The 19573-nt window shown below is 49.3% G+C and carries 12 protein-coding genes; 3 read left to right on the plus strand and 9 right to left on the minus strand.

Going from position 1 to position 19573, the window contains the following annotated elements; genetic code table 11:
* Nucleotides 1-13 precede the first annotated feature (13 nt).
* Nucleotides 14-1696 carry a type 1 glutamine amidotransferase family protein gene (locus D3795_RS07780; RefSeq protein ID WP_156267646.1) on the minus strand — a complete coding sequence of 561 codons (1683 nt, stop codon included), beginning with the start codon at nt 1694-1696 and terminating at the stop codon, nt 14-16.
* Nucleotides 1697-1849: 153 nt separating this feature from the next.
* Between D3795_RS07780 and D3795_RS07785 the strand changes: the two genes are divergently transcribed.
* The 3 genes from D3795_RS07785 to fieF are packed head-to-tail and all read left to right on the plus strand — an operon-like array spanning nt 1850 to nt 4648.
* A complete protein-coding gene (locus D3795_RS07785; RefSeq protein WP_156267648.1) occupies nt 1850-3268 on the plus strand; it encodes a transporter substrate-binding domain-containing protein in 1419 nt (472 codons plus the stop codon).
* A 14-nt stretch (nt 3269-3282) separates the two neighbouring features.
* Complete coding sequence (locus D3795_RS07790) at nt 3283-3747, plus strand: tRNA (cytidine(34)-2'-O)-methyltransferase (RefSeq protein WP_156267650.1); 465 nt, start codon at nt 3283-3285, stop codon at nt 3745-3747.
* A complete protein-coding gene (gene fieF / locus D3795_RS07795; RefSeq protein ID WP_156267652.1) occupies nt 3737-4648 on the plus strand; it encodes a cation efflux pump FieF in 912 nt (303 codons plus the stop codon). The genes D3795_RS07790 and fieF overlap by 11 nt, the downstream gene beginning before the upstream one ends.
* On the opposite strand, the gene D3795_RS07800 is transcribed toward fieF, so the two are convergent.
* The 8 genes from D3795_RS07800 to glnA all read right to left on the minus strand — a co-directional run bounded on the left by D3795_RS07800 (nt 4610) and on the right by glnA (nt 19543).
* A complete protein-coding gene (locus D3795_RS07800; protein ID WP_156267654.1) occupies nt 4610-11590 on the minus strand; it encodes an Ig-like domain-containing protein in 6981 nt (2326 codons plus the stop codon). The two genes, fieF and D3795_RS07800, sit on opposite strands and share 39 nt — an antisense overlap.
* Before the next feature lie 180 nt (nt 11591-11770).
* A complete protein-coding gene (locus D3795_RS07805; RefSeq protein ID WP_156267656.1) occupies nt 11771-12748 on the minus strand; it encodes an alpha/beta hydrolase in 978 nt (325 codons plus the stop codon).
* Nucleotides 12749-14170, minus strand: coding sequence for a sensor histidine kinase (locus D3795_RS07810; protein ID WP_156267658.1), 1422 nt, complete (start codon nt 14168-14170; stop codon nt 12749-12751). It lies immediately after the preceding gene.
* Nucleotides 14171-14177: 7 nt separating this feature from the next.
* On the minus strand, nt 14178-14855 hold the full coding sequence (locus tag D3795_RS07815; protein ID WP_156267660.1) for a response regulator transcription factor: 678 nt from the start codon (nt 14853-14855) through the stop codon (nt 14178-14180).
* A 122-nt stretch (nt 14856-14977) separates the two neighbouring features.
* Nucleotides 14978-16372, minus strand: coding sequence for a nitrogen regulation protein NR(I) (ntrC, locus tag D3795_RS07820; protein ID WP_156267662.1), 1395 nt, complete (start codon nt 16370-16372; stop codon nt 14978-14980).
* Nucleotides 16365-17534, minus strand: coding sequence for a nitrogen regulation protein NR(II) (gene glnL / locus D3795_RS07825; protein WP_156267664.1), 1170 nt, complete (start codon nt 17532-17534; stop codon nt 16365-16367). Before glnL ends, ntrC begins: the two co-directional genes overlap by 8 nt.
* Nucleotides 17518-18111 (minus strand): DUF4124 domain-containing protein, encoded by a 594-nt coding sequence (locus D3795_RS07830; RefSeq protein WP_156267666.1) that lies wholly within the window; start codon nt 18109-18111, stop codon nt 17518-17520. The genes glnL and D3795_RS07830 overlap by 17 nt, the downstream gene beginning before the upstream one ends.
* A 19-nt stretch (nt 18112-18130) precedes the next feature.
* Nucleotides 18131-19543, minus strand: a complete 1413-nt coding sequence (gene glnA, locus D3795_RS07835; RefSeq protein WP_216648946.1) for a glutamate--ammonia ligase — start codon at nt 19541-19543, stop codon at nt 18131-18133.
* Nucleotides 19544-19573: the final 30 nt, after the last annotated feature.

Below are 19573 nucleotides of genomic sequence, written 5' to 3' on the forward strand. Positions count from 1 at the left end.
GTTGCACGCCGAGCTAGAACGTTTCGGGTTGCCAAGAGAGGCCGATGCGAGCATCGGTCACTTGGCATTCGCCACCGGCTTTCACGCGTTTGGTGGATTCATCGCCAGCCACCATTAAGCGAAATTCTTTCTCAATCAGATTGAAGCTATTACGCTCTTGGCAGAGCAAGCGTAATGAATCGACCATGCCGCGATCACTCAAGAAGCGTGTGGTTGGTGGTTCTTGCACCACTTCTTCACCTTTCGCAAAATGGACATTCGTGATGCCATCATCAGTGAACTGACCACGAGCGCCAGCCACTAAATAATGGAAGGTGGCAGCCACCGCATTCTCGGTTTGCTGGGCGCCAATACCAAAGAACACGCCACGCTCACCAAGCACTTCAAATGCGCCGTTCAACACATTCACCGCAAGCGCCGTGCGAGTATCGATACCCACTGCTACTGGCGTATTGGTAGTTGCCGCTACGCGCAGTAAGCGACCATGACGACCCATATCTGAGAACTGACCATCAAGTGTCGCAACACTAAACAGCCCGACACCACCAAGCGGGTGATAGGTTACACTATCGGAATTCATATTTCGTGGGCACGAATCATCTTTGCTGCAAGCAAACGGCGGCGCTTCACCGGCAATAACGCCGGCGCGCAAGGCTTCGGCGCTGGTGCCACTGGCCACCATCGAGCGCGCAGTCATCGCATTCATGGCATCACTGGTGGCACCCACCACTAACTTATTCGCGCGCATTTTCAGATAAATGCTGGTCATTAAATCGGTTGGTTGACTCAATGGGTTCAAGAACGCTTTGCGAACTAAGCCCGGATCATTGCCAACAATCAAAACGGCATCCGCCCAGTCGACAATTTTCGGGCCTTGCAGCGCATCTTTACAGAACGCGACTTGCTGCTTGTGCTGCTCAGGGAATACACGTGCGCGCTTCCAGGTGCCAAGCTCTTGCTCACGCAACGCATCAAGCTCATCGCATTTGCCAGTGCGCTGCGCTGCATTCACAGCGGCATCAATTGGTAACCAGCGCACTTGCGCACCTAAGCTTTCAAATGCACTAATAAATGGCTCGACAGCGGTAATTGGGTCACGCGCGCCAGCGGCGGCAATGGCAATGCGCGGCATATCATCACTTGCGCGCACTTTATCGGCCTGTTCTAACATGGCTTGTAGAATTTGGCGCTTCGCTTCCACTTTCGTTAGCTTGATGCGCGCGGTGTCGTGCTTACCTTTCGGAGCCGGCATTTCAAGGTGGTCAATAATGAGGTTCCACTCACGTTCCGACAAACTGTCATATAAATGACGCGTGGCCCGGCGGGTAAATTCTTCTTGGAAGCTACGCTCCGGCACCACTTCAGAACGCATGCGCTCATATAAAATCTCCAGCGCCATTTTAACGTCATCACGGGTTTTACGACGGTGTACTGGCCACAACTCATCGCGCAACAGTGGCGTGGTGTAGGCTTCACTTAAATTAATGTAGCGATCGGTGCGCATAGTGGTGCCATCCAGCCAATCGGTGTCATTGCAGTGCGTCCACGCCATGCTTGAGCACAGTGCCATTTCATCACCCATCAAAAACAATTGATAATTAGGGCCGGTGGCGCGCTCCGCTTCTTGTGCAGATGCAGCTTGCGGAAACAACGCTCCCCCCACAACACATAAGGCAGCGATTATTGAATATTTCATGGTGTACTCCTACAACTGAAGGCGGTCAACCTAACGGCAATCAACGTAAAGGTCAATTTTAGTCTAGTTTCATAAAAGCTTCGACCTGATATACTGCTAAAGGTTTAACTATCCGTTACGACCACGAAAGACGACCATGAAAGGAAAGTTGTTTTGACTATGTTTCTGCGAATGCTATGTGCGTTACTGATTGTCGCTTCGACAGTCGCACCCCTGCGCGCGGAACAAACCACGCTAACCTTCCGCGCGCCTGACGAAGGCCCTGTAACCGCAGCCGTGCAACAGATACTTGAAGAGGCCTACGCTGAGTTAGGCATCACGTTGCGTTATGTCGAGATGCCGCGCAATCGCAGTTTAGTTGAAGCAAACGCTGGCCGTATCGCTGGAGAGCTGGGTCGGTTACCTGATCTCGACAAACAATTTCAAAATCTCACGCAGGTGCCATTCCCTTTGTTCGCGTTCGAGATTGTGCTGGTGGCTGATCGTCGTGATTGCGGCTTATGCGCTATTGATGACATTGAAAACCTAGCCTTTATTAGCGGCATGCAAACTGTTATCGGGCTTATTAAAGAACACCAATTTAAGGGCCCAACCGTTCAAGCGCTGGATATTCAGCAGTTGAACTTAATGTTCACGAATAATCGCGTGAAAGCGGTGATGCTCAATGATTTTGAAGCGCGGCAGTTAGGCTATTACGATAATCCGCATCTCATTGTCACCCCAATGCTCTCGTTGATTGGCTATCACTTCTTGCATGAGAAGCACGCGCACTTAGTACCCGCATTGAACCAAGTACTTGAAGATATGCATGCATCAGGGCGTGTGGTGACTGTATATAGGGAGCATGGGGTGTCATTCGAAAGACGTACCGAGTTTCCAGAGCCGCCGTTGTACCCCGCGCTGTCGGCAACCGCTGGGTTAATGGAAGAACGCGCTCACATCGATGGCACAGGACGTTATTGGCAATTGATTCAAGAAATTTTTGCGTCAGTAACACAAGAGTTGCAGCTACATACCAACAGTTATCAGCGCGCTGTACTTGGCTTTAACGAAAACCGCTTTGACATGCTGGTTGGCGGCACAAGAACGCAAGAGTCGATAGATGGCGTAGCGTCGTATACGCATTTCGATTACGACAGCCCGGTTTCAGCGTTTGCGCTTCAGCAAGCCGACCTTGATGCGATGTTAGATGGCACATTAAAGCGGCCAATTTGCTTTGTTGCTGGTTATGATTACCACAATTTCTTTCGCGAGGGGCTAAATTACTATTTAGCCAATAGTATTTTGGACTGTTTCGCCATGCTTGATATGCATCGAGTTGGTGCGGTGGTTACGTTTGACGATAATGCCCCTGATTGGGCGGGTAACGACTATGTGAAACATCAATTGCGCGAGGCGTTGCCCATTCATGTGATGTTTCACAACACCCCACGCGGACGCGAATTACGCGATTGGTTTGATAAACGGCTGCGTGAGCTGGTTGAAAGCGGTGAAATAACGACCATCATGAACAAAACCCAACTACAACATGCTCGCCTTGATGCGAGTTTACCTGAATCATCAACACGATAAGTTTGAGTACTGGAATGTTTCATATTGCCTTGTTTAACCCTGTGATGCCGGCCAACACTGGTAATGTCATTCGTCTTGCCGCCAACAATGGCTGTACGTTGCACCTCATTGAGCCGCTTGGCTTTGATTTCGAAGAGAAAAAATTGCGCCGCGCAGGGTTGGATTACCATGACTTGAGCCGTGTTGAGCGTTACCCCGATTTCAATGCATTTAAAGCGGCTATGGGTGACCGTGCCATTTACGCAATCACAACCAAGGGCACACGGGGCTATGCCGAGGTACAGTACCAACCGGGCGATGTACTGTTGTTTGGCTCTGAAACCAGTGGTTTGGCGCCGGATGTGATGGCTCAAATTGCGCCTGAACAGCGCATTCGTATTCCCATGATGCCGAACAACCGCTCTCTTAACTTATCTAATTCGGTTGCCATTGTGAGTTATGAAGCGTGGCGCCAGCAAGGGTTCCCAGATGGCAGCTAACAACCCGCACGAAAACTATGCGTATTGGGTAAAAATTGCGACACGTGCGTCAGTTTCTGTCGCATTCATATTAATTGCGGTAAAAATAGCGGCGTGGTTGATAACCGATTCCAGCAGTATGTTGGCGTCGTTAACCGATTCTCTACTCGATAGTCTCGCCAGCTTGTTCACATTTTTCGCGGTGCGTTATGCGGTGCAACCAGCCGACAATGAGCACCGGTTTGGGCACGGTAAAGCCGAATCGTTAGCGGCGTTGGTGCAGTCTGCGTTGATTACCGGGTCGGCCATGCTGCTATTGATTCACAGTGTTCAGCAGTGGGTTCAAGGTACGCCTGTACAGCAAGCTGAAATTGGTGTGTATGTGTCGGTATTCGCAATTGCATTAACGCTTGCGCTAGTGGTGTTGCAGCGGGTGGCAATTAAGAAAACTGGCTCTCAGGCAATTGCAGCCGATGCACTTCACTTTTCATCTGACTTATTACTCAACAGTGCGGTTATTGTGGCGCTTATTTTAAGTGCTTACGGGTGGCTGTGGGCCGATAGCGTTTTTGCCATCATCATTGCAGTATTTTTAGCGCAAGGGGCGGTACGTATAGGCTGGGATGCGTTTCAGTCACTGATGGATCGCGAGCTTCCTAGTGACGAAAAACAGCTAATTATCGATACTATTAAAGGCATTCAAGGCGTGCACGGTATTCACGGTTTAAAAACCCGCTCAGCTGGCCCAACCCGTTTTGTGCAAGCCCATATTGAGCTCGACGATAACCTAAACTTGCGCCAAGCCCACGATATTGCCGATAAGGCCGAACTGGCTGTTGCCAACCTGTTCGACCATACCGACGTGATTATTCACATGGACCCGTTATCGGTTGTTCCGGCGAAGGTTGACGGAGCGACGTAACGCCGCTCCCATCAAGCCCATCAACAATAACCACCAAGTCATTTGACCTGAAGATGATTGTGGTGCAGCCGGTTCATGCGGCACATTTACCTGTACTCGCAAGATACCTGAAGCCGTTGCCCCGCGATTATCTGTTACCACGTACACAACAGTTACTGCGCCTGTGATACCCGTAGCTGGCGTTACGGTTACGGTGCCGCCTTCGAATGCAACGGTTCCCCCAGTACTTGAGGTGATTTCAGCTGATGCTACGGTTAGCGTGTCACCATCGGCGTCAATGTCATTGGCAACTACGTCGACGCTCACCGGCTTATTAACCACTGTACTCACCGTATCAACTGTCGTTTCTGGTGCACGGTTCGCTAATATCGTCACCGCAACAGAGGCTGTCGCAACACCACCGCGTCCATCATCAATGGCATAGGTGACCGTTGCCGTTCCGGCGTAGTTTGTTGGGGCATCGTAATGCAGTGCCGCGCCGTCGTTGATAACAGTTACTGTGCCGATATCTGCGTGCGCCGACGTAATCACGAGTGAATCGTCATCAGCATCAATGTCGTTGGCTAGTACATCAATTTCAGCATCCCCTTGCCAAATGACTGTCACCGAATCTGCCGTAGCTTCTGGCGTGGTATTGTCAGTTGCTGCAACACTTAGTGCACCCGGATCAACAATCACACCGTTAGCCATACCATCTGCGTCGTTCGCACCACCATCTTCAAGCAGTAACTGCACACACCAGTGACCAGCTGTTAAACCGGCCTGCCACTGCGACGAGCCTAGTGCTGGACAAACGCCTGGTTCACCAGCAGCACTGAAGATCTGGTTGTTTTCGTCTTGCACAAAATCTTGCCATGCACCACCAATGTGCTTCCGATACAGGGCATTGGTTGGAATTGGTTGTGATAATGGCAGAACGATACGGCTGGTGCCGCCTAGCTCAGAGAGATCAAAGATTTCAAAATCAAAGGCCGAACCCATTCGGGTATGGTTTGTATCGACATCTAAATCTTCTGACACACTGATATGCGTGTTGAATTGACGCATGCCTAGCTCACCGAGTCGCAAACACGCACTCATTGAACCTTGAGCGAAGTGAATGTTACCCGCTTGTGCAGAACGTGCGGCTATCAGTTGGCAACTACGGCTTGGGTTTAGATAATTTGGCATGCCCTGACCTAAGTCGTCATTGGTGCCATCATACATATCTGGTAAGCCATCGCCATCCGCATCGGTATCTGAACCCAGCGTAGGGTGAGCATCAACAGCATTCAAAATTACACTCGCATAGCCACGCAGGCCTGCTGCGTCGGTTACTGTGACTCGAACGGTTGCCGCGGTATTCGCCGCAATTAACAGTGGGTCAATCACATAGCGAGTGCCACCATCGGTTGCGCCGCCGGCAACTGGGCTTTGCCAATTGTAGGTGAGCGTATCACCGGCATTCGCATCGGTTGCCGTTGCCACTAACTCGATCAAACCACCACTGCGAAGCACGGTAGTGCGCTTCTGGCCGTCTTGTGAGTAAGCGACGCTAACTTGCGGAGCCATGTTGGCAGCGCTACTGGTTACCGAAACCTCTGCAACTTCGCCTAGGTTCATGCTATCTGCGAGCGCCACAACAATGGTATTGCCTGCAGCTGGAGCGGTAACACTGATGGTGCCTTGTGTGCCTTGCTCAAGCTCAAGCGAACTCGCGACACCATCAATGGTGTAGTTGATGACAAATGGGTAGCTTGGCGCCAGACCATTCAACATCACCGACAAGTTCACTGAGGCGCCAGCCGCTGTTGTTACGTTGCGTGCTAGCGATACCATCGGCACCACTTCAATGCGCTGACCAAGCACGGTACGCTCGCCATCTGCATTAGTCGCTTGCCACATCACTTCGTGTACACCTGGCGCGAATACTGGCGCCCGTTGCTCAACTAAACTGACTGGCAACGGCTGACCGTTTGCATCTGTCGCTGAAGCTTCGCCGAGCTCGACACGAGTGAGTGCGCCGGTTGCAGGAACAACAAGGTCATCAGGTACCACAAGATTGATGGCGCCAGAGCCAGTGATTGTCACTTCAGCCGTGGCGGAGTCACGCCCACCCATACCATCGTCAACACTGTAGTTCACGCTGACTTTGCCGGTATATTGCGCATCAATTGTTAGCTGAACTTGATTCGAAGCAATACTGACTGAACCGACACTTGCCGATGCTTCAACAAGTGTAAGCGAGTCTTCATTAATGTCGGTATCATTCGCTAATACGTCCAGTAAATACACGCCATCGTTATTGCGTGGCAGACTGAAAGTATCATCGTTTGCTACCGGCGGCTCTTGACTGTACGTCACTTCAATAGTGAACATCGGCAAACTTACACTAACAGTTCCGTCATTCACGCTAAGCGAAATATCAACCCAAACCGCAATGTCTTCCATTGCTGGCGTGCCACTCAACGTACCGGTTGCTGTATCGATAGTTAACCAAGTCGGTAAGTTTTCTGCACTGAATGTCAGCACGTCGTTATCGATATCTTCAACTGTTGGGGTGAAACTATAGGCTTCGTCCACTTCGGCAAATGACGCTGGTGTGCCAGTAATGGTTGGCACATCATTAACGTTGGTAACTTCAATTGCGAACGCAGGAAGGTCGGCGGTTAACGTGCCATCACTCACCGTGATCACAATATTACTGTGAACGCCTACATCGTCATTGGTTGGCGTACCCGTCAGCGCACCGGTTGAGCTATTGAAACTCGCCCACGTTGGTGTGCCGGTAATGCTAAAGCTAAGTGAGTCGCCATCAACATCAGATGCTGTCGGCGTAAAGCTATAGGCTGCATCTTGCGCAACGGTTGTTGCAGGCGTACCGCTAATCACTGGTGCATCGTTCACGTTCGTTACTTCAATACTAAACGCTGGTAGCGATGCACTGAGTTCGCCATCGCTCACCGTGATAGTGAGACCAGCTGTACTACCCAAGTGATCTTGGGTTGGTGTTCCTGACAACGTTCCCGTACTGGTGCTAAACGTTGCCCAGACTGGTTTGTTCACAATGCTATAAGTAAACGAGTTGCTATCAATATCGTTCACCGTCGGCGTGAAGCTATAGGCGGCATCCTGGGCAACTGTTGTCGCTGGGCTACCGCTTATAGTTGGCGCATCATTCACGTTCACCACGGTGATGGTAAAGCTTGGTAAGCTTGCGCTTAATTCGCCGTCGCTCACACTGATGGTGATTGCTGCACTTGTGCCAACATGATCATTCGTTGGCGTGCCGGTTAGCGTACCCGTTACCGCACTGAAACTTGCCCATGCCGGCATGCCACTGATGCTGTAAGTGAAGCTAGTGCTATCAACGTCTGCCACTGCTGGCGTAAACGAATAAACACTGTCTTCGTTCACAGACGTTGATGGCGTGCCACTAATCGTCGGCGCATCATTCACGTTCACCACGGTAATCGAGAATGGCGCAAGTGAAGCACTTAAGGTGCCATCACTTACTGAGATGGTAACGCCTGACGCTGTACCCACATGATCATTAGTTGGAACGCCTGCCAAAGTGCCTGTAGTTGGGTTAAACGTTGCCCAAACCGGCTTATTGGCAATACTGAAGATTAGCGAATCGCCCACATCAACATCACTCGCCGATGGGGTAAAGCTATAGGGTGTATCCTCGTTTACTGACGTTACTGGGGTACCAATAATGGTTGGTGCATCATTCACGTTCACCACGGTGATAGAAAACGCTGCCAACGCGCTTCCTAGCTGACCATCACTAACACTTATTTGAACGTTGCTATGAACACCAACATCGCTATTGCCTGGTGTACCTGCCAGTGCGCCAGTTAAAGTATTGAAACTTGCCCATGCTGGCTTGTTGGTGATGCTGAATGACAAGCTGTCGCCATCAATATCAAGCGCCGCTGGGGTGAACGAATAGAGACTATCTTGATCAACCGACGTTGCCGGTGCACCGTTGATTGTTGGTGCATCGTTGACGTTTTCAACGGTAATCGAAAACGCAGTTAACGTATCACTGAGCCCGCCATCTGACACCGAAATTTGAATGTTGCTATGCACACCCACATCGGCATTCGTTGGCGTTCCGCTTAATGTTCCGGTGTTTGTGTCGAAGCTTGCCCAAGTTGGTGCGTTTAGTACCGCATACGTCAACGAATCGCCATCGATATCATTGGCGGTTGGTGTGAAGCTGTACAACGCATCTTGTAACACCGTCGTCGCCGGCGAACCGCTGATTGTTGGTGCGTCATTAACGTTCACTACTTCAAGGTTAAAGGCCGGTAACGAAACTTGGTTGTCAGCATCAGCCACCGTAATCACGATGTTTTCTGTGACTCCCACATGTGCCTGTTGCGGTGTTCCAGAAAGCTCACCGGTGGTCGTCGAAAACGATGCCCATACTGGCTTATTGACGATACTGAAGGTCAGTGCATCATTTTCAGCGTCGGTAACCGTTGGTGTGAAGCTGTAGGTACTACCCTGCAACACGGATGTGCTTGGTGTGCCCGTAATAACTGGCGCGTCGTTGAGGTTGAGATAATAAACTTCTCGACCGAACTCCGGTAAGTTTGCGGTGAAGAAGTAGGTTTCGCCAACAGCTAATGACGTTGAATAGTTGCCGATATAATCGCCATCTTCGGCGCTCGTTAACTGAGTGATTTCGCCCGTTTCAAAACTGTATGAGTAGATATCTTCTTGCCAAGAGCTATTTGAAGAGCGCACATAGGCATATATATAAACCTGCGTATCTGTCGCTGTCATCATGCCATATGAAGTGGTGAGTGCGCCGGGTGATAAATCAGCAATTAATGACACCGAGTCACTAGCAAATTCATATTTAAAGAACTCATAGCCGGTTTCAGCAGTATAGGCATGCATCAGAATGCCATCACTGACCGGAGCGATGTATGACGATACTTGGAAATTTGTAGCTGGTGTTACAGCGACTGTGCTTTCAGTATTCGGGTTGTATTGAAAGAGTTGCCAATTGCTTGCGCCGTTGTATGCAGAAAAGTAGAGATTGCCATCGGTACCTTCCACAAAAAATCTTGGATTGCTTGAACTCCCGCCAGCGAAAATATCCGCCGCCAACTCAATGGCATTGGTTGTATGATTAATTCGGAAAAGCTCCCATCCATAGGTTGATGAGTAAACACGAAAATAGAGATCGCCATTAAAACTTAGCAACTCCTCAAATTGACTAGTTAAATCGATACCGCCATAAACATCATTTACTTTTGCTAAAGAGTCAGTGGCTGGATCATAAACTGCTTGATACCAACTTGGATTGGCTGGGTCGACAGTCCCAAGGAAATAAATCTTGCCATTGGATTCAACAAGATTTCTCGCTGCTGAAAGACCGCCATTATCTGGCAATGCTAGATATTCGCGAATATCATTGGTCGTAGGGTTATAGGCAAATAGTTTACTACCGCCAATATCTGCGCTACCTGCTGCAAATATTAACTCACCATTGAGTTCTACCATCGTTGTGCTGTAGTTGAACGCGTTAGTTCCAACAACAATTTCTTGGTTCGGGGAAGTAAGAACTTTGGTTTCTGGGTTATACCGGAATAGTTCTATGCCAAACTCGTCGGTACTTGCAAAGAAATAAAGCTCCCCATTCATTTTATGCAATGCATTGGTAACAGAGCTGTTGCTCACCGAAACTGTCCCACCTACAGTTTGAACAGTGTTCGTTGCGACATCAAAACGAACCAAATCATGCTGTGGAAGCTCCTGCGTGCCGGCCCGCATGTAAAGCACATCACCAACAACGATAAAACTGTCTGGACTACCTGAGACTGTTCCAGGGTAAATATCAGCAGCTAAAGAACTTGTAAGATTAGAGGGATTGATACGATGTAATTCATAGCCATGCTCGTTGCTGTACGCGCGATAATAAACAGAGCCGTTGTAACTATTATAATGATACGGATTGGGATTTGTTGAGGCCACGGATAACTCAACCATGGTAGCTGAGCTACCTTGCTGAACAAATGTCTCACTGGTACCGGACATTGCGTTGTAGGCTGAGAAATATAAATCTGAGCCAATTAAACTCAGACTGTGGGGGCTAGAGCTCCCTGACCCCGAAAAGATATCATTTAAATTGGCTGAATTATTATTAGTTAAGTTAATGATCAGTAACTCATTACCATAGGAAGGATACTGAGAAGCCATATAAATGAAGTTGTTGTTCGCAACTAACTCCCCGAAACTATTCGCAGACTCAGCATTAAATACGAGGCTGATTGGAACCTCTTCAGAAGTCTCAGGGTTGAATTGCGATAATTTCGGTGTTCCATTGAGGTAGTACTGAATAAATAGACTCGTATCGTTTTTAGCTAAGCGAACAATACTAACGCCGACAGAATCAACACTAAATTCATAGATTAACTGTGTCGCACCACTGGCGGGATCAAATTCATATAACCCCTGACCATTTTGGTTTGAATTATAAGCGCCAAAATATATTTTTCCTTTAAATTCAAAAGGCTGAGTTTGAACCCCATAAGGTAAGCTGGAGGCAAGGATAATTTCGTCACTTACTGAGTCATAGTAATACATCTGATAGGTGGAACCAGATCCAGTATATGAAATTCCTCTGAAGTAAATTCGATCACCGAGTGCAATGAGAAAATCCGGCTGCAAGGAACAGTTTCTCGGACAATGGTCCATCACCATTCGCCGTGAATCCGTTGCAGGATCGTATTCCCATAGTTCATAACCGTAATACTGATGATACCCACGGTAATAAATTTTACCGTTTAGCTCAGTCATGTAATAAGGGCTCTGACCAACAAGGGTCGTGCTGGAGTTTAAGTCAGCAACTACCTCGACTTTTGCTGCAAATGAAGCAGCTGGGAATAATACAAACAGGAACAAGAATGCGGCTGCGAGGCGCATTGAGGTTGCAAATTTCATGGCGAAATCCTTTGGTATTTACTCAAACATTTGTGTTTTCGGTGCCACGAAACAGCACGGTGCAGCCGTGCCGGAAGTTTAGATTAAATTTTGATCTTTACAATATATTTACGTTATTTCTAAAAATAAATTCATTTAAATTGCAAGTGAAATGGATTAATTTTTTGATTTTAATCAAATTTATTTATCGGGTTGAAACCAGCTCAAAACAGCATCAAGCGCCGGTTGACGGAAGCGATCAGACTCCATAAAGAGCTCATGCTTGGCGCCTTCAATACATTTGATTTGGCTTTGGTCGTTTTTTAGTTTGCTGAAGAATTTGCGTTGCGCTTGGTTATCGACCACTGTGTCGGCGCCGGACTGCAGCAACAGTATTGGCACGTCAATGCGGTCGGCTTGTTGATGAGCGGCATGCATGGCGGCAAAGGCCTGCGCAAGCCAATTGAAGGTAGGGCCCCCGAGTTGCACCTGCGGGTTTTCTTCATAGGCATCGCGAAACATTTGATAGCGCGCTTCGCTGTGGGTGAGCTCGTTTTCATCAAACGGCACGTGGATATAATCGGTCATACCAAAGAAGTACCACGGCTTACGCGGGCTAAACCAACGATTCAACAGAGCACCGCCAACCGCAATCGTTTTCGCCAGCCATTGTGGCGTGTCCCCAGTCAATACACCGAGCATCGGCGATGACAATACGGCTTTGCGAATGGTGTGTTTGTGTTGGGCTAAATACAACGCGCTAATTGCGCCACCCATTGAGTGGGCCAACAAATAGTGCGGAATACGCGGGTAGTAACGTGTCGCCTCTTGCACCACGGCATCGAGGTCATCCACGAAATCTTGAAACTGGTCGATATGCCCGTGGTGCGGGTTATTGCTTAAACGGTCTGAGAAACCCTGCCCACGATGATCCACAATGGCAACAGCGTAGTTCGCTTGCGCTAAATGCCACACCAATTCTTGATATTTTAATGACGCTTCAATTCGGCCTGGGCAAATAATTATGAGCCCTTGCGGGTGCACCGGACGATGCAAAAACCAATGCAGCACCACGCCGTCAGGACGTGTTAGGTTATTGACTTCAACGTGATCGTGCCAAAACGGCTGAATTTGCTGAGTGAAGAAACGGATCCACTGCGGGTCGTCATCCGTGTACATTTAGTTAGACTCCTGCGGCTCCTGCGCTGATGCTTCGGTATCGGTTGGCTCATCTTCTGTGATGGTATCGATTGGCACAATTGGCAAGTTCACCGATACTTCAAGACCACCTTCGGGGTGGTTTCGAGCCGTCACAGAGCCACCCAACACGTTTGCTGCTCTTAAGCTTAATGCCATACCAAGGCCAACGCCAGCTTTATGATGACGCGAAGGGTCACCGCGGAAGAACGGTTCAAATAACTGGGCAAGTTGCGCTTCTGGTACGCCGTCACCGTGATCTCGAACCAAAATAGTGAAATGTTTCTCGTCATGGCGCACGCAATCAAGCTCAATGATACCCGCAGTATACTGCAGGGCATTGCGCACAAGGTTTTCGATTACCAAACGTAGTAGCTCATCATCGGTCGCTGTTGTTGGCCAGTCGGCATCCAGCACTAAGACACGTTCGCCATATTTGGCATCGACATAAGCTAAGTCAGCCGCCAAAGTTTTCGCGAGATCATGTGTGTTTACCGGTTGCGGATCGAGTTTCACCAAGCCATTTTCCAGCCGCGACAACGATAAAATACGTTCAATAATGGTGCCGAGACGGTCAACATCACGACTCATTTGTGTGAGGTGCGGGTTGGCGTCTGGGTTTTCGTCATCTTGGCTAAGCATGAGCGCCACTTGCATGCGCGCTAAAGGTGAACGTAGCTCATGCGAGACGTCACTTAATAGGCGGCGTTGGGCATCACGGGATACTTTTAAGTCATGGGCCGCGGTTTCTAATGCACGTGCCAATTCACCTAACTCGTCGGTGCGCCGTGGTAGGCGCTTCAGATGGAGTTTGTCGGCGCCAGCAGCAATTTCACGGGTGGCACTAATTAAGCGCTTCAACGGCAATACCAACCAAATACCAAGCAGCACGGCAATTAATAACGAACCGAACAATAACACCATGGTTTGCGCTTGTTCGGCGCGCCGTGAGTTAACTTGCTGGTCTACTCGTTCGTCTTCACTAAGCGGGCGAATCAACAAAATACGCTGAGTATTCAGCACAAATGGCCCAACTAACATGCCATTGGGTAAACGCAGTTGCTCGGGCTGATCAGCATCGAGTTGACGCAGCAGTTCACGACGATGCGTATTGGCTAAGTTCGGCTCAAGCTGTAGCCGGTTCGGCCCCTCTTCCGGCGTGACCGCAGCAGCGACTCGATAATTACCCGCCAACAATCGGCCCGGTGTTAGTGACGAGAAAGTGACTTGGTCGCTGAGTAACGGCGACAGTGTTTCTTGAACTTCTTGCGGAAGCGGTTTCGCTGTTTCCGGTTGGGCGTACCAAATCGCTAACAAGAAACCGCTGCTGGCCACTGCGAAAAGCAGCGCCCAGAACAGCAGTAACAGTCGAAGTGTTAGTGAGTGGTACCAGCGAATTTGCATGGCGGCCTCACGCTAAATGAAGTAAGCGATATCCTCGGCCACGCACGGTTTGAATGCGCTCTGGATTATGGTCAATTTTCTTACGAATATTACTGATGTGTACGTCGAGGCTACGATCAAATGGTGCTAATTGACGACCAAGTGCCGCTACTGATAATTGGTCTTTACTCACCACTTGGCCCTTGCCCTGCACCAGTGCGCGTAGAATATCGAATTCGGTTGGCGTGAGCTCTAATAACTGCTCGTCACAACGCACTTCGTTTTGCAACGGATTTACATGGAAGCCGGCATATTCGAGTGGCTCTGGACGCACAGACGTGTTTGGCGTACGGCGCAATAATGCTTTGACGCGCGCAACTAACTCGCGTGGGTTGAACGGTTTTGGCAAATAATCATCAGCGCCGAGCTCAAGACCTTGTACGCGATCTTCATCATCGCCACGTGCAGTTAACATCAGCACCGGGGTGCTGCGCAGCTGCTGGCGTAACCGCTGCAATAATTGGAAGCCATCGATACCTGGCAACATTACATCAAGTAGAATCAAATCATAAGAACCGCTTAACGCGCGTTGCAAACCAATCTCACCGTCTGGGGCGAGCGTTAGCTGGTAGCCCTCTTTGGTAAGAATTTGTTCTAACATACTGCTTAATTCTGCGTCATCATCTACAAGTAATAACTTAGTCATGGGGATGTCGTCCTGCGTGTCTGTCTACAGCTTATAATTGGTGTTCTTAATTATGTAAAGATTCCACGCCACTTAATACCGTGTTTACGGAACTTTTACTGATAAGAGAAGCACCTACGCTGCTATTTTATTTCGTTGAGTTTGCGGGCAACCGTGTTGCGCCCCCAACCCAGTATCTCAGCGGCTTTTTGTTTGTGCCCCTCTGAGTGTTCTAAGGCAACATCAAGCGCTAAGCGTTCAATAGTTGGAAGCAGGTTATCTAAGATGTGGATATCTCCTGCTTCGCATCGATTTTTTAATTCAGTGCGTAACAGTGTATACCATTGAGCGGAATTTTCCTGCGGCATTTTGCCACTTTCTGAAAAAAAATCTTCAGGTAAATCATGTACATCGATAGTTTGACCTGGCGCCATGACGGTCAACCAACGACAGGTGTTTTCTAATTGTCGGACGTTTCCCGGCCATGGCGCTTGCTGCAATACTTGTTCGGCTGCGGGGGTTAAGCGTTTTGCTGAACCACCGAGCTCTTGTGCGGCGTTTTGCAAAAAATGTTGCGCCAATTGCGGAATATCTTCACGTCGTTCAGCCAAGCTTGGCAGTTGCAATCGAATCACATTCAGTCGGTGAAATAGGTCTTCACGAAACGCGCCTTCGCTTACCCGTTGCTCAAGGTTTTGATGGGTAGCAGCAATAATTCGCACATCCACTTTGACCGGCTGATACCCACCTACGGGATAGAACTGCCCTTCGGCCAATACCCTCAGTAAGCGCGTTTGTACCGCCAGTGGCATGTCACCAATTTCATCTAGGAATAACGTGCCGCCGTGCGCTTGTTCAAAGCGACCTTGGCGTTTTTGTGTGGCGCCTGTGAAAGCGCCTTTTTCGTGCCCGAATAATTCTGATTCAATCAGATCTGCGGGAATTGCCGCCATATTTAGGGCAATAAATGGTTTGTTGGCGCGCGGACTATGTTGATGCAAAGCGCGAGCAACCAACTCTTTACCGCTACCTGAGGCGCCGGTAATGAGCACGGTAACACTTGAGTGCGATAAGCGCCCAATGGCTCGAAAAACATCTTGCATGGCCGGCGCGTTACCGATGATTTCGCCTACGTCTGTTGTCGAATTTGCTTCATTGTTTTCGTCTTGGAACGCAGTTTCTCGCGTTAACGCTCGGCTCACGGTATGCACTACTTCATCTAAATCGAACGGCTTAGCGAGGTACTCAAAAGCCCCGCCTTGAAAGGCACTCACGGCAGAGTCAAGATCAGAGTGGGCTGTCATCACAATCACCGCCACCTGCGGATAGTCGGTCGATAGTTTACGCAGCACCTGTAAGCCATCGTCGCCGGGCATACGAATATCAGTTAGCAAAACTTTCGGGGTTGCTTGCTCAAGCGCTTCGTACAAACTTTTTGCATCGGCGAAGCTGGTGGTAGCAATACCAGCACGCGCAAGAGCTCGCTCGAGTACCCAACGAATGGAGCTATCATCATCTAATATCCATATGTCACTCACGGCGGCTTTCCTTGTAGCTGGTTGATTTCGGTTTGTCAGTTAACGGCGCGTCGACGCGGGTTTCAATATATGGCAAATACACGCTAAATTCCGTATGGCCCGGCTCAGAACTCACTTCAATTTTACCGGCGTGTTGGTGCACGAGATTTTGCGCAATGGATAAGCCCAAGCCAGTACCGCCGGCACGACCACTCACCATCGGGTAAAACAATGTATCACGCAGCGCCGCTGGAATTCCGGGCCCATTATCGTGCACCACGACCACAGCACATTGACGATAGCGCGTACCATGAATGGTCTGTTGATGAACAATGCGCGTGCGCACACAAATGGTCGGGTCAGGCGTATGACTTTCTTGCAACGCATCACATGCGTTCATGACCAGATTCAGTAGCACTTGTTCGAGTTGCTCAGATGCCATGGTGAGATCTGGTAAACTCGGATCATAATCTTTTACCCAGCGCACGTTTTGGCCAGCACCAAGACGAGCAACTTGCACAACATGTTCCAGCAACGCATGAATATTAGCTGGCTCGCGACTTTGAATTTGGTTTGAGCCGAGCATACGGTCTACCAAACTCGTTAAACGGTCAGCTTGGCGAATGATTAGATCGGTATATTCGCGTAGCGCCGGATCATCCAGTTCACCTGCCAATAGCTGGGCGGCGCCGCGCAAACCACCAAGTGGATTTTTAATTTCATGTGCCAAGCCACGCACCATGCTCTGCGCTGCTTGCAGTTGCTGCTGCTGGCGAGTCTCTTGGTTGATACGACGAATTTGGTCAATTTGACGTAGCTCAAGCAGAATGGTTAAACGCCCATCGGGCTGTCGTAACGGCTGTGCGATAAACTCAATGGTAATGCGCTGACCATCATGCAGTATCAGCGATACATCGCTATCAGAAACCGATTGCTCGTCTTGTAGTGCTTGTTGTACGACCGAGGGCTCGAGGCTGCTGAAATGAAAAAGACTAAAAAAAGGCTGGTGCTGAAAGCGCCGCAGGCTGCCATCCAAAATAGCTTCTGCAGCAGCGTTCATATAGTCGATGTGAAGTTGCTCATCCAGCAAAATAACCGCTGTGAGCAATTGATTTAAATGCGGTTGCACCACGGTGGTGCAATCGCTTATCGGCAATCTATCGCGCTCAGGCTCCGCCGCCATTTTGACCTGCACCTGAAATCGCCACACGTAGCACGTACACTACCAGCGTATCGGAGCGTGCAACTTGATCACCGTTCGCATTCACAATGCGCAGATAAATACGACGTTCACCACGTGCGACGTTCATTAGCGTCGCTTGATTGCTATCTGCACCTGACCACGACAATACACCGTCAACATATAGCTCGTAGTTGTAACCTTCTGGCAGCTTTTCCGGTTCCGATTGCCAGAACACATCAAACTGACCATTGTTGGCTCGAATTGGTGCTTGGTACTCTGGTGACGTAATCGTCACTGAGAATTCCGTTGGCACTTCTTCAACGCCAGTTGATTCTCCAGCCTGCTCGGTTGGAACCTGCGGCTGCTCAGATTGAGCAGCCACGGTTGGCTTCGCGAACTCGGTCACTGGCGCCGCATCCACCTCAACTTTCTCAGCCCCTTGAATAGGCTGATCGCTGTAGGTGACGGTACCATCTGCATTGCGTTTTTTATAAACCTGCGCCGTTGTCGGATCAACGTGCAGCGCCAAGCCAATCAAAAACGTTAACAGAATGGCTGCGAGTGCCAGTGGTTTCATCGTTCGCTGTTTCCTTAAATTAAACGCTGTAGTAAAGGTCAAACTCAATTGGATGCGTGGTCATTTTCAGCTTCATCACTTCGTGGTGACGCAACTTAATGTACGCATCAATCATGTCATCAGTAAATACACCGCCCGCAGTTAAGAACTCACGGTCTTTGTCTAACGCTTCTAGCGCCATCTCTAATGAGTGACATACCGTTGGAATTTCTTTCGCTTCTTCTGCTGGCAAGTCGTACAAGTCTTTATCCATGGCATCGCCAGGGTGAATCTTGTTTTTGATACCGTCAAGACCAGCCATCAACAATGCTGAGAAACACAAGTACGGGTTCGCCGCTGGGTCAGGGAAACGCACTTCAATACGACGCGCTTTCGCACTAGCAACCACAGGAATACGAATTGACGCTGAACGGTTACGCGCAGAGTACGCCAACATAACTGGTGCTTCATAACCAGGAACCAAACGCTTGTACGAGTTGGTAGTTGGGTTACAGAATGCGTTCAAGGCACGTGCGTGCTTGATAATACCGCCAATGTAGTAAAGCGCCATTTCGCTTAAGCCACCGTATTGGTCGCCTGCGAACAAGTTCTTGCCGTCTTTGCTAATGGACATGTGAACGTGCATACCAGAGCCGTTATCACCAACAATTGGCTTCGGCATGAAGGTTGCGGTCATACCATATGAGTGCGCCACGTTGTGCACCACATACTTATAAATTTGAATTTCGTCAGCTTTCTTCACCAAGGTGTTGAAGCGTGTGGCTACTTCGTTCTGACCAGCCGTCGCTACTTCGTGGTGATGCGCTTCAACGACCAAGCCCATGTCTTCCATCACGGTGCTCATGGTGCTACGAATGTCGTGCGCTGAATCAACTGGTGGTACTGGGAAGTAACCGCCTTTCACACCCGGACGGTGCGCCAAGTTACCTTCTTTGTATTCTTTACCTGAGTTCCACTTCGCTTCTTCCGCTTCGATTTTGTAGAAGCTACCGCTCATGTCAGTGTGGAAACGCACATCGTTAAACAAGAAGAACTCTGGCTCTGGACCAAAGAACGCCGTGTCACCAATACCCATGCTTTGCAAATACTCTTCCGCACGACGCGCAATTGAACGCGGGTCACGGTCATAACCTTGCATGGTGTCTGGCTCAAGAATGTCGCACACCACGTTCATGGTGACTTCGTCAGTGAACGGGTCAAGTACAATTGAGCTGCAATCAGGCATAAGCACCATGTCTGATTCGTTGATGCCTTTCCAGCCACCAATTGACGAACCATCAAACATCTTGCCTTCTTCGAAGAACTCTTCGTTGATTTGCGAAACCGGGATGGTCACATGCTGCTCTTTACCTTTGGTATCGGTAAAGCGTAAATCCACGAATTTGACATCGTGTTCTTCAATGTAAGCCATAACGTCTTGTGGTGTTGTCATGTGATCCTCCGCGATCGTGCATGTCTAGTT

The organism is Pseudidiomarina andamanensis (genome assembly GCF_009734345.1).
Lineage (GTDB): Bacteria > Pseudomonadota > Gammaproteobacteria > Enterobacterales > Alteromonadaceae > Pseudidiomarina > Pseudidiomarina andamanensis.

What these genes read in the sequence shown, in the direction of transcription:
- glnL (WP_156267664.1), bottom strand. Translation starts at nt 17,534, where the DNA reads ATGGCGGCGGAGCCTGAGCGCGATAGATTGCCGATAAGCGATTGCACC.
- D3795_RS07790 (WP_156267650.1), top strand. Translation starts at nt 3,283, where the DNA reads ATGTTTCATATTGCCTTGTTTAACCCTGTGATGCCGGCCAACACTGGT.
- D3795_RS07815 (WP_156267660.1), bottom strand. Translation starts at nt 14,855, where the DNA reads ATGACTAAGTTATTACTTGTAGATGATGACGCAGAATTAAGCAGTATG.
- D3795_RS07780 (WP_156267646.1), bottom strand. Translation starts at nt 1,696, where the DNA reads ATGAAATATTCAATAATCGCTGCCTTATGTGTTGTGGGGGGAGCGTTG.
- glnA (WP_216648946.1), bottom strand. Translation starts at nt 19,543, where the DNA reads ATGACAACACCACAAGACGTTATGGCTTACATTGAAGAACACGATGTC.
- D3795_RS07830 (WP_156267666.1), bottom strand. Translation starts at nt 18,111, where the DNA reads ATGAAACCACTGGCACTCGCAGCCATTCTGTTAACGTTTTTGATTGGC.
- D3795_RS07805 (WP_156267656.1), bottom strand. Translation starts at nt 12,748, where the DNA reads ATGTACACGGATGACGACCCGCAGTGGATCCGTTTCTTCACTCAGCAA.
- fieF (WP_156267652.1), top strand. Translation starts at nt 3,737, where the DNA reads ATGGCAGCTAACAACCCGCACGAAAACTATGCGTATTGGGTAAAAATT.
- D3795_RS07810 (WP_156267658.1), bottom strand. Translation starts at nt 14,170, where the DNA reads ATGCAAATTCGCTGGTACCACTCACTAACACTTCGACTGTTACTGCTG.
- D3795_RS07800 (WP_156267654.1), bottom strand. Translation starts at nt 11,590, where the DNA reads ATGAAATTTGCAACCTCAATGCGCCTCGCAGCCGCATTCTTGTTCCTG.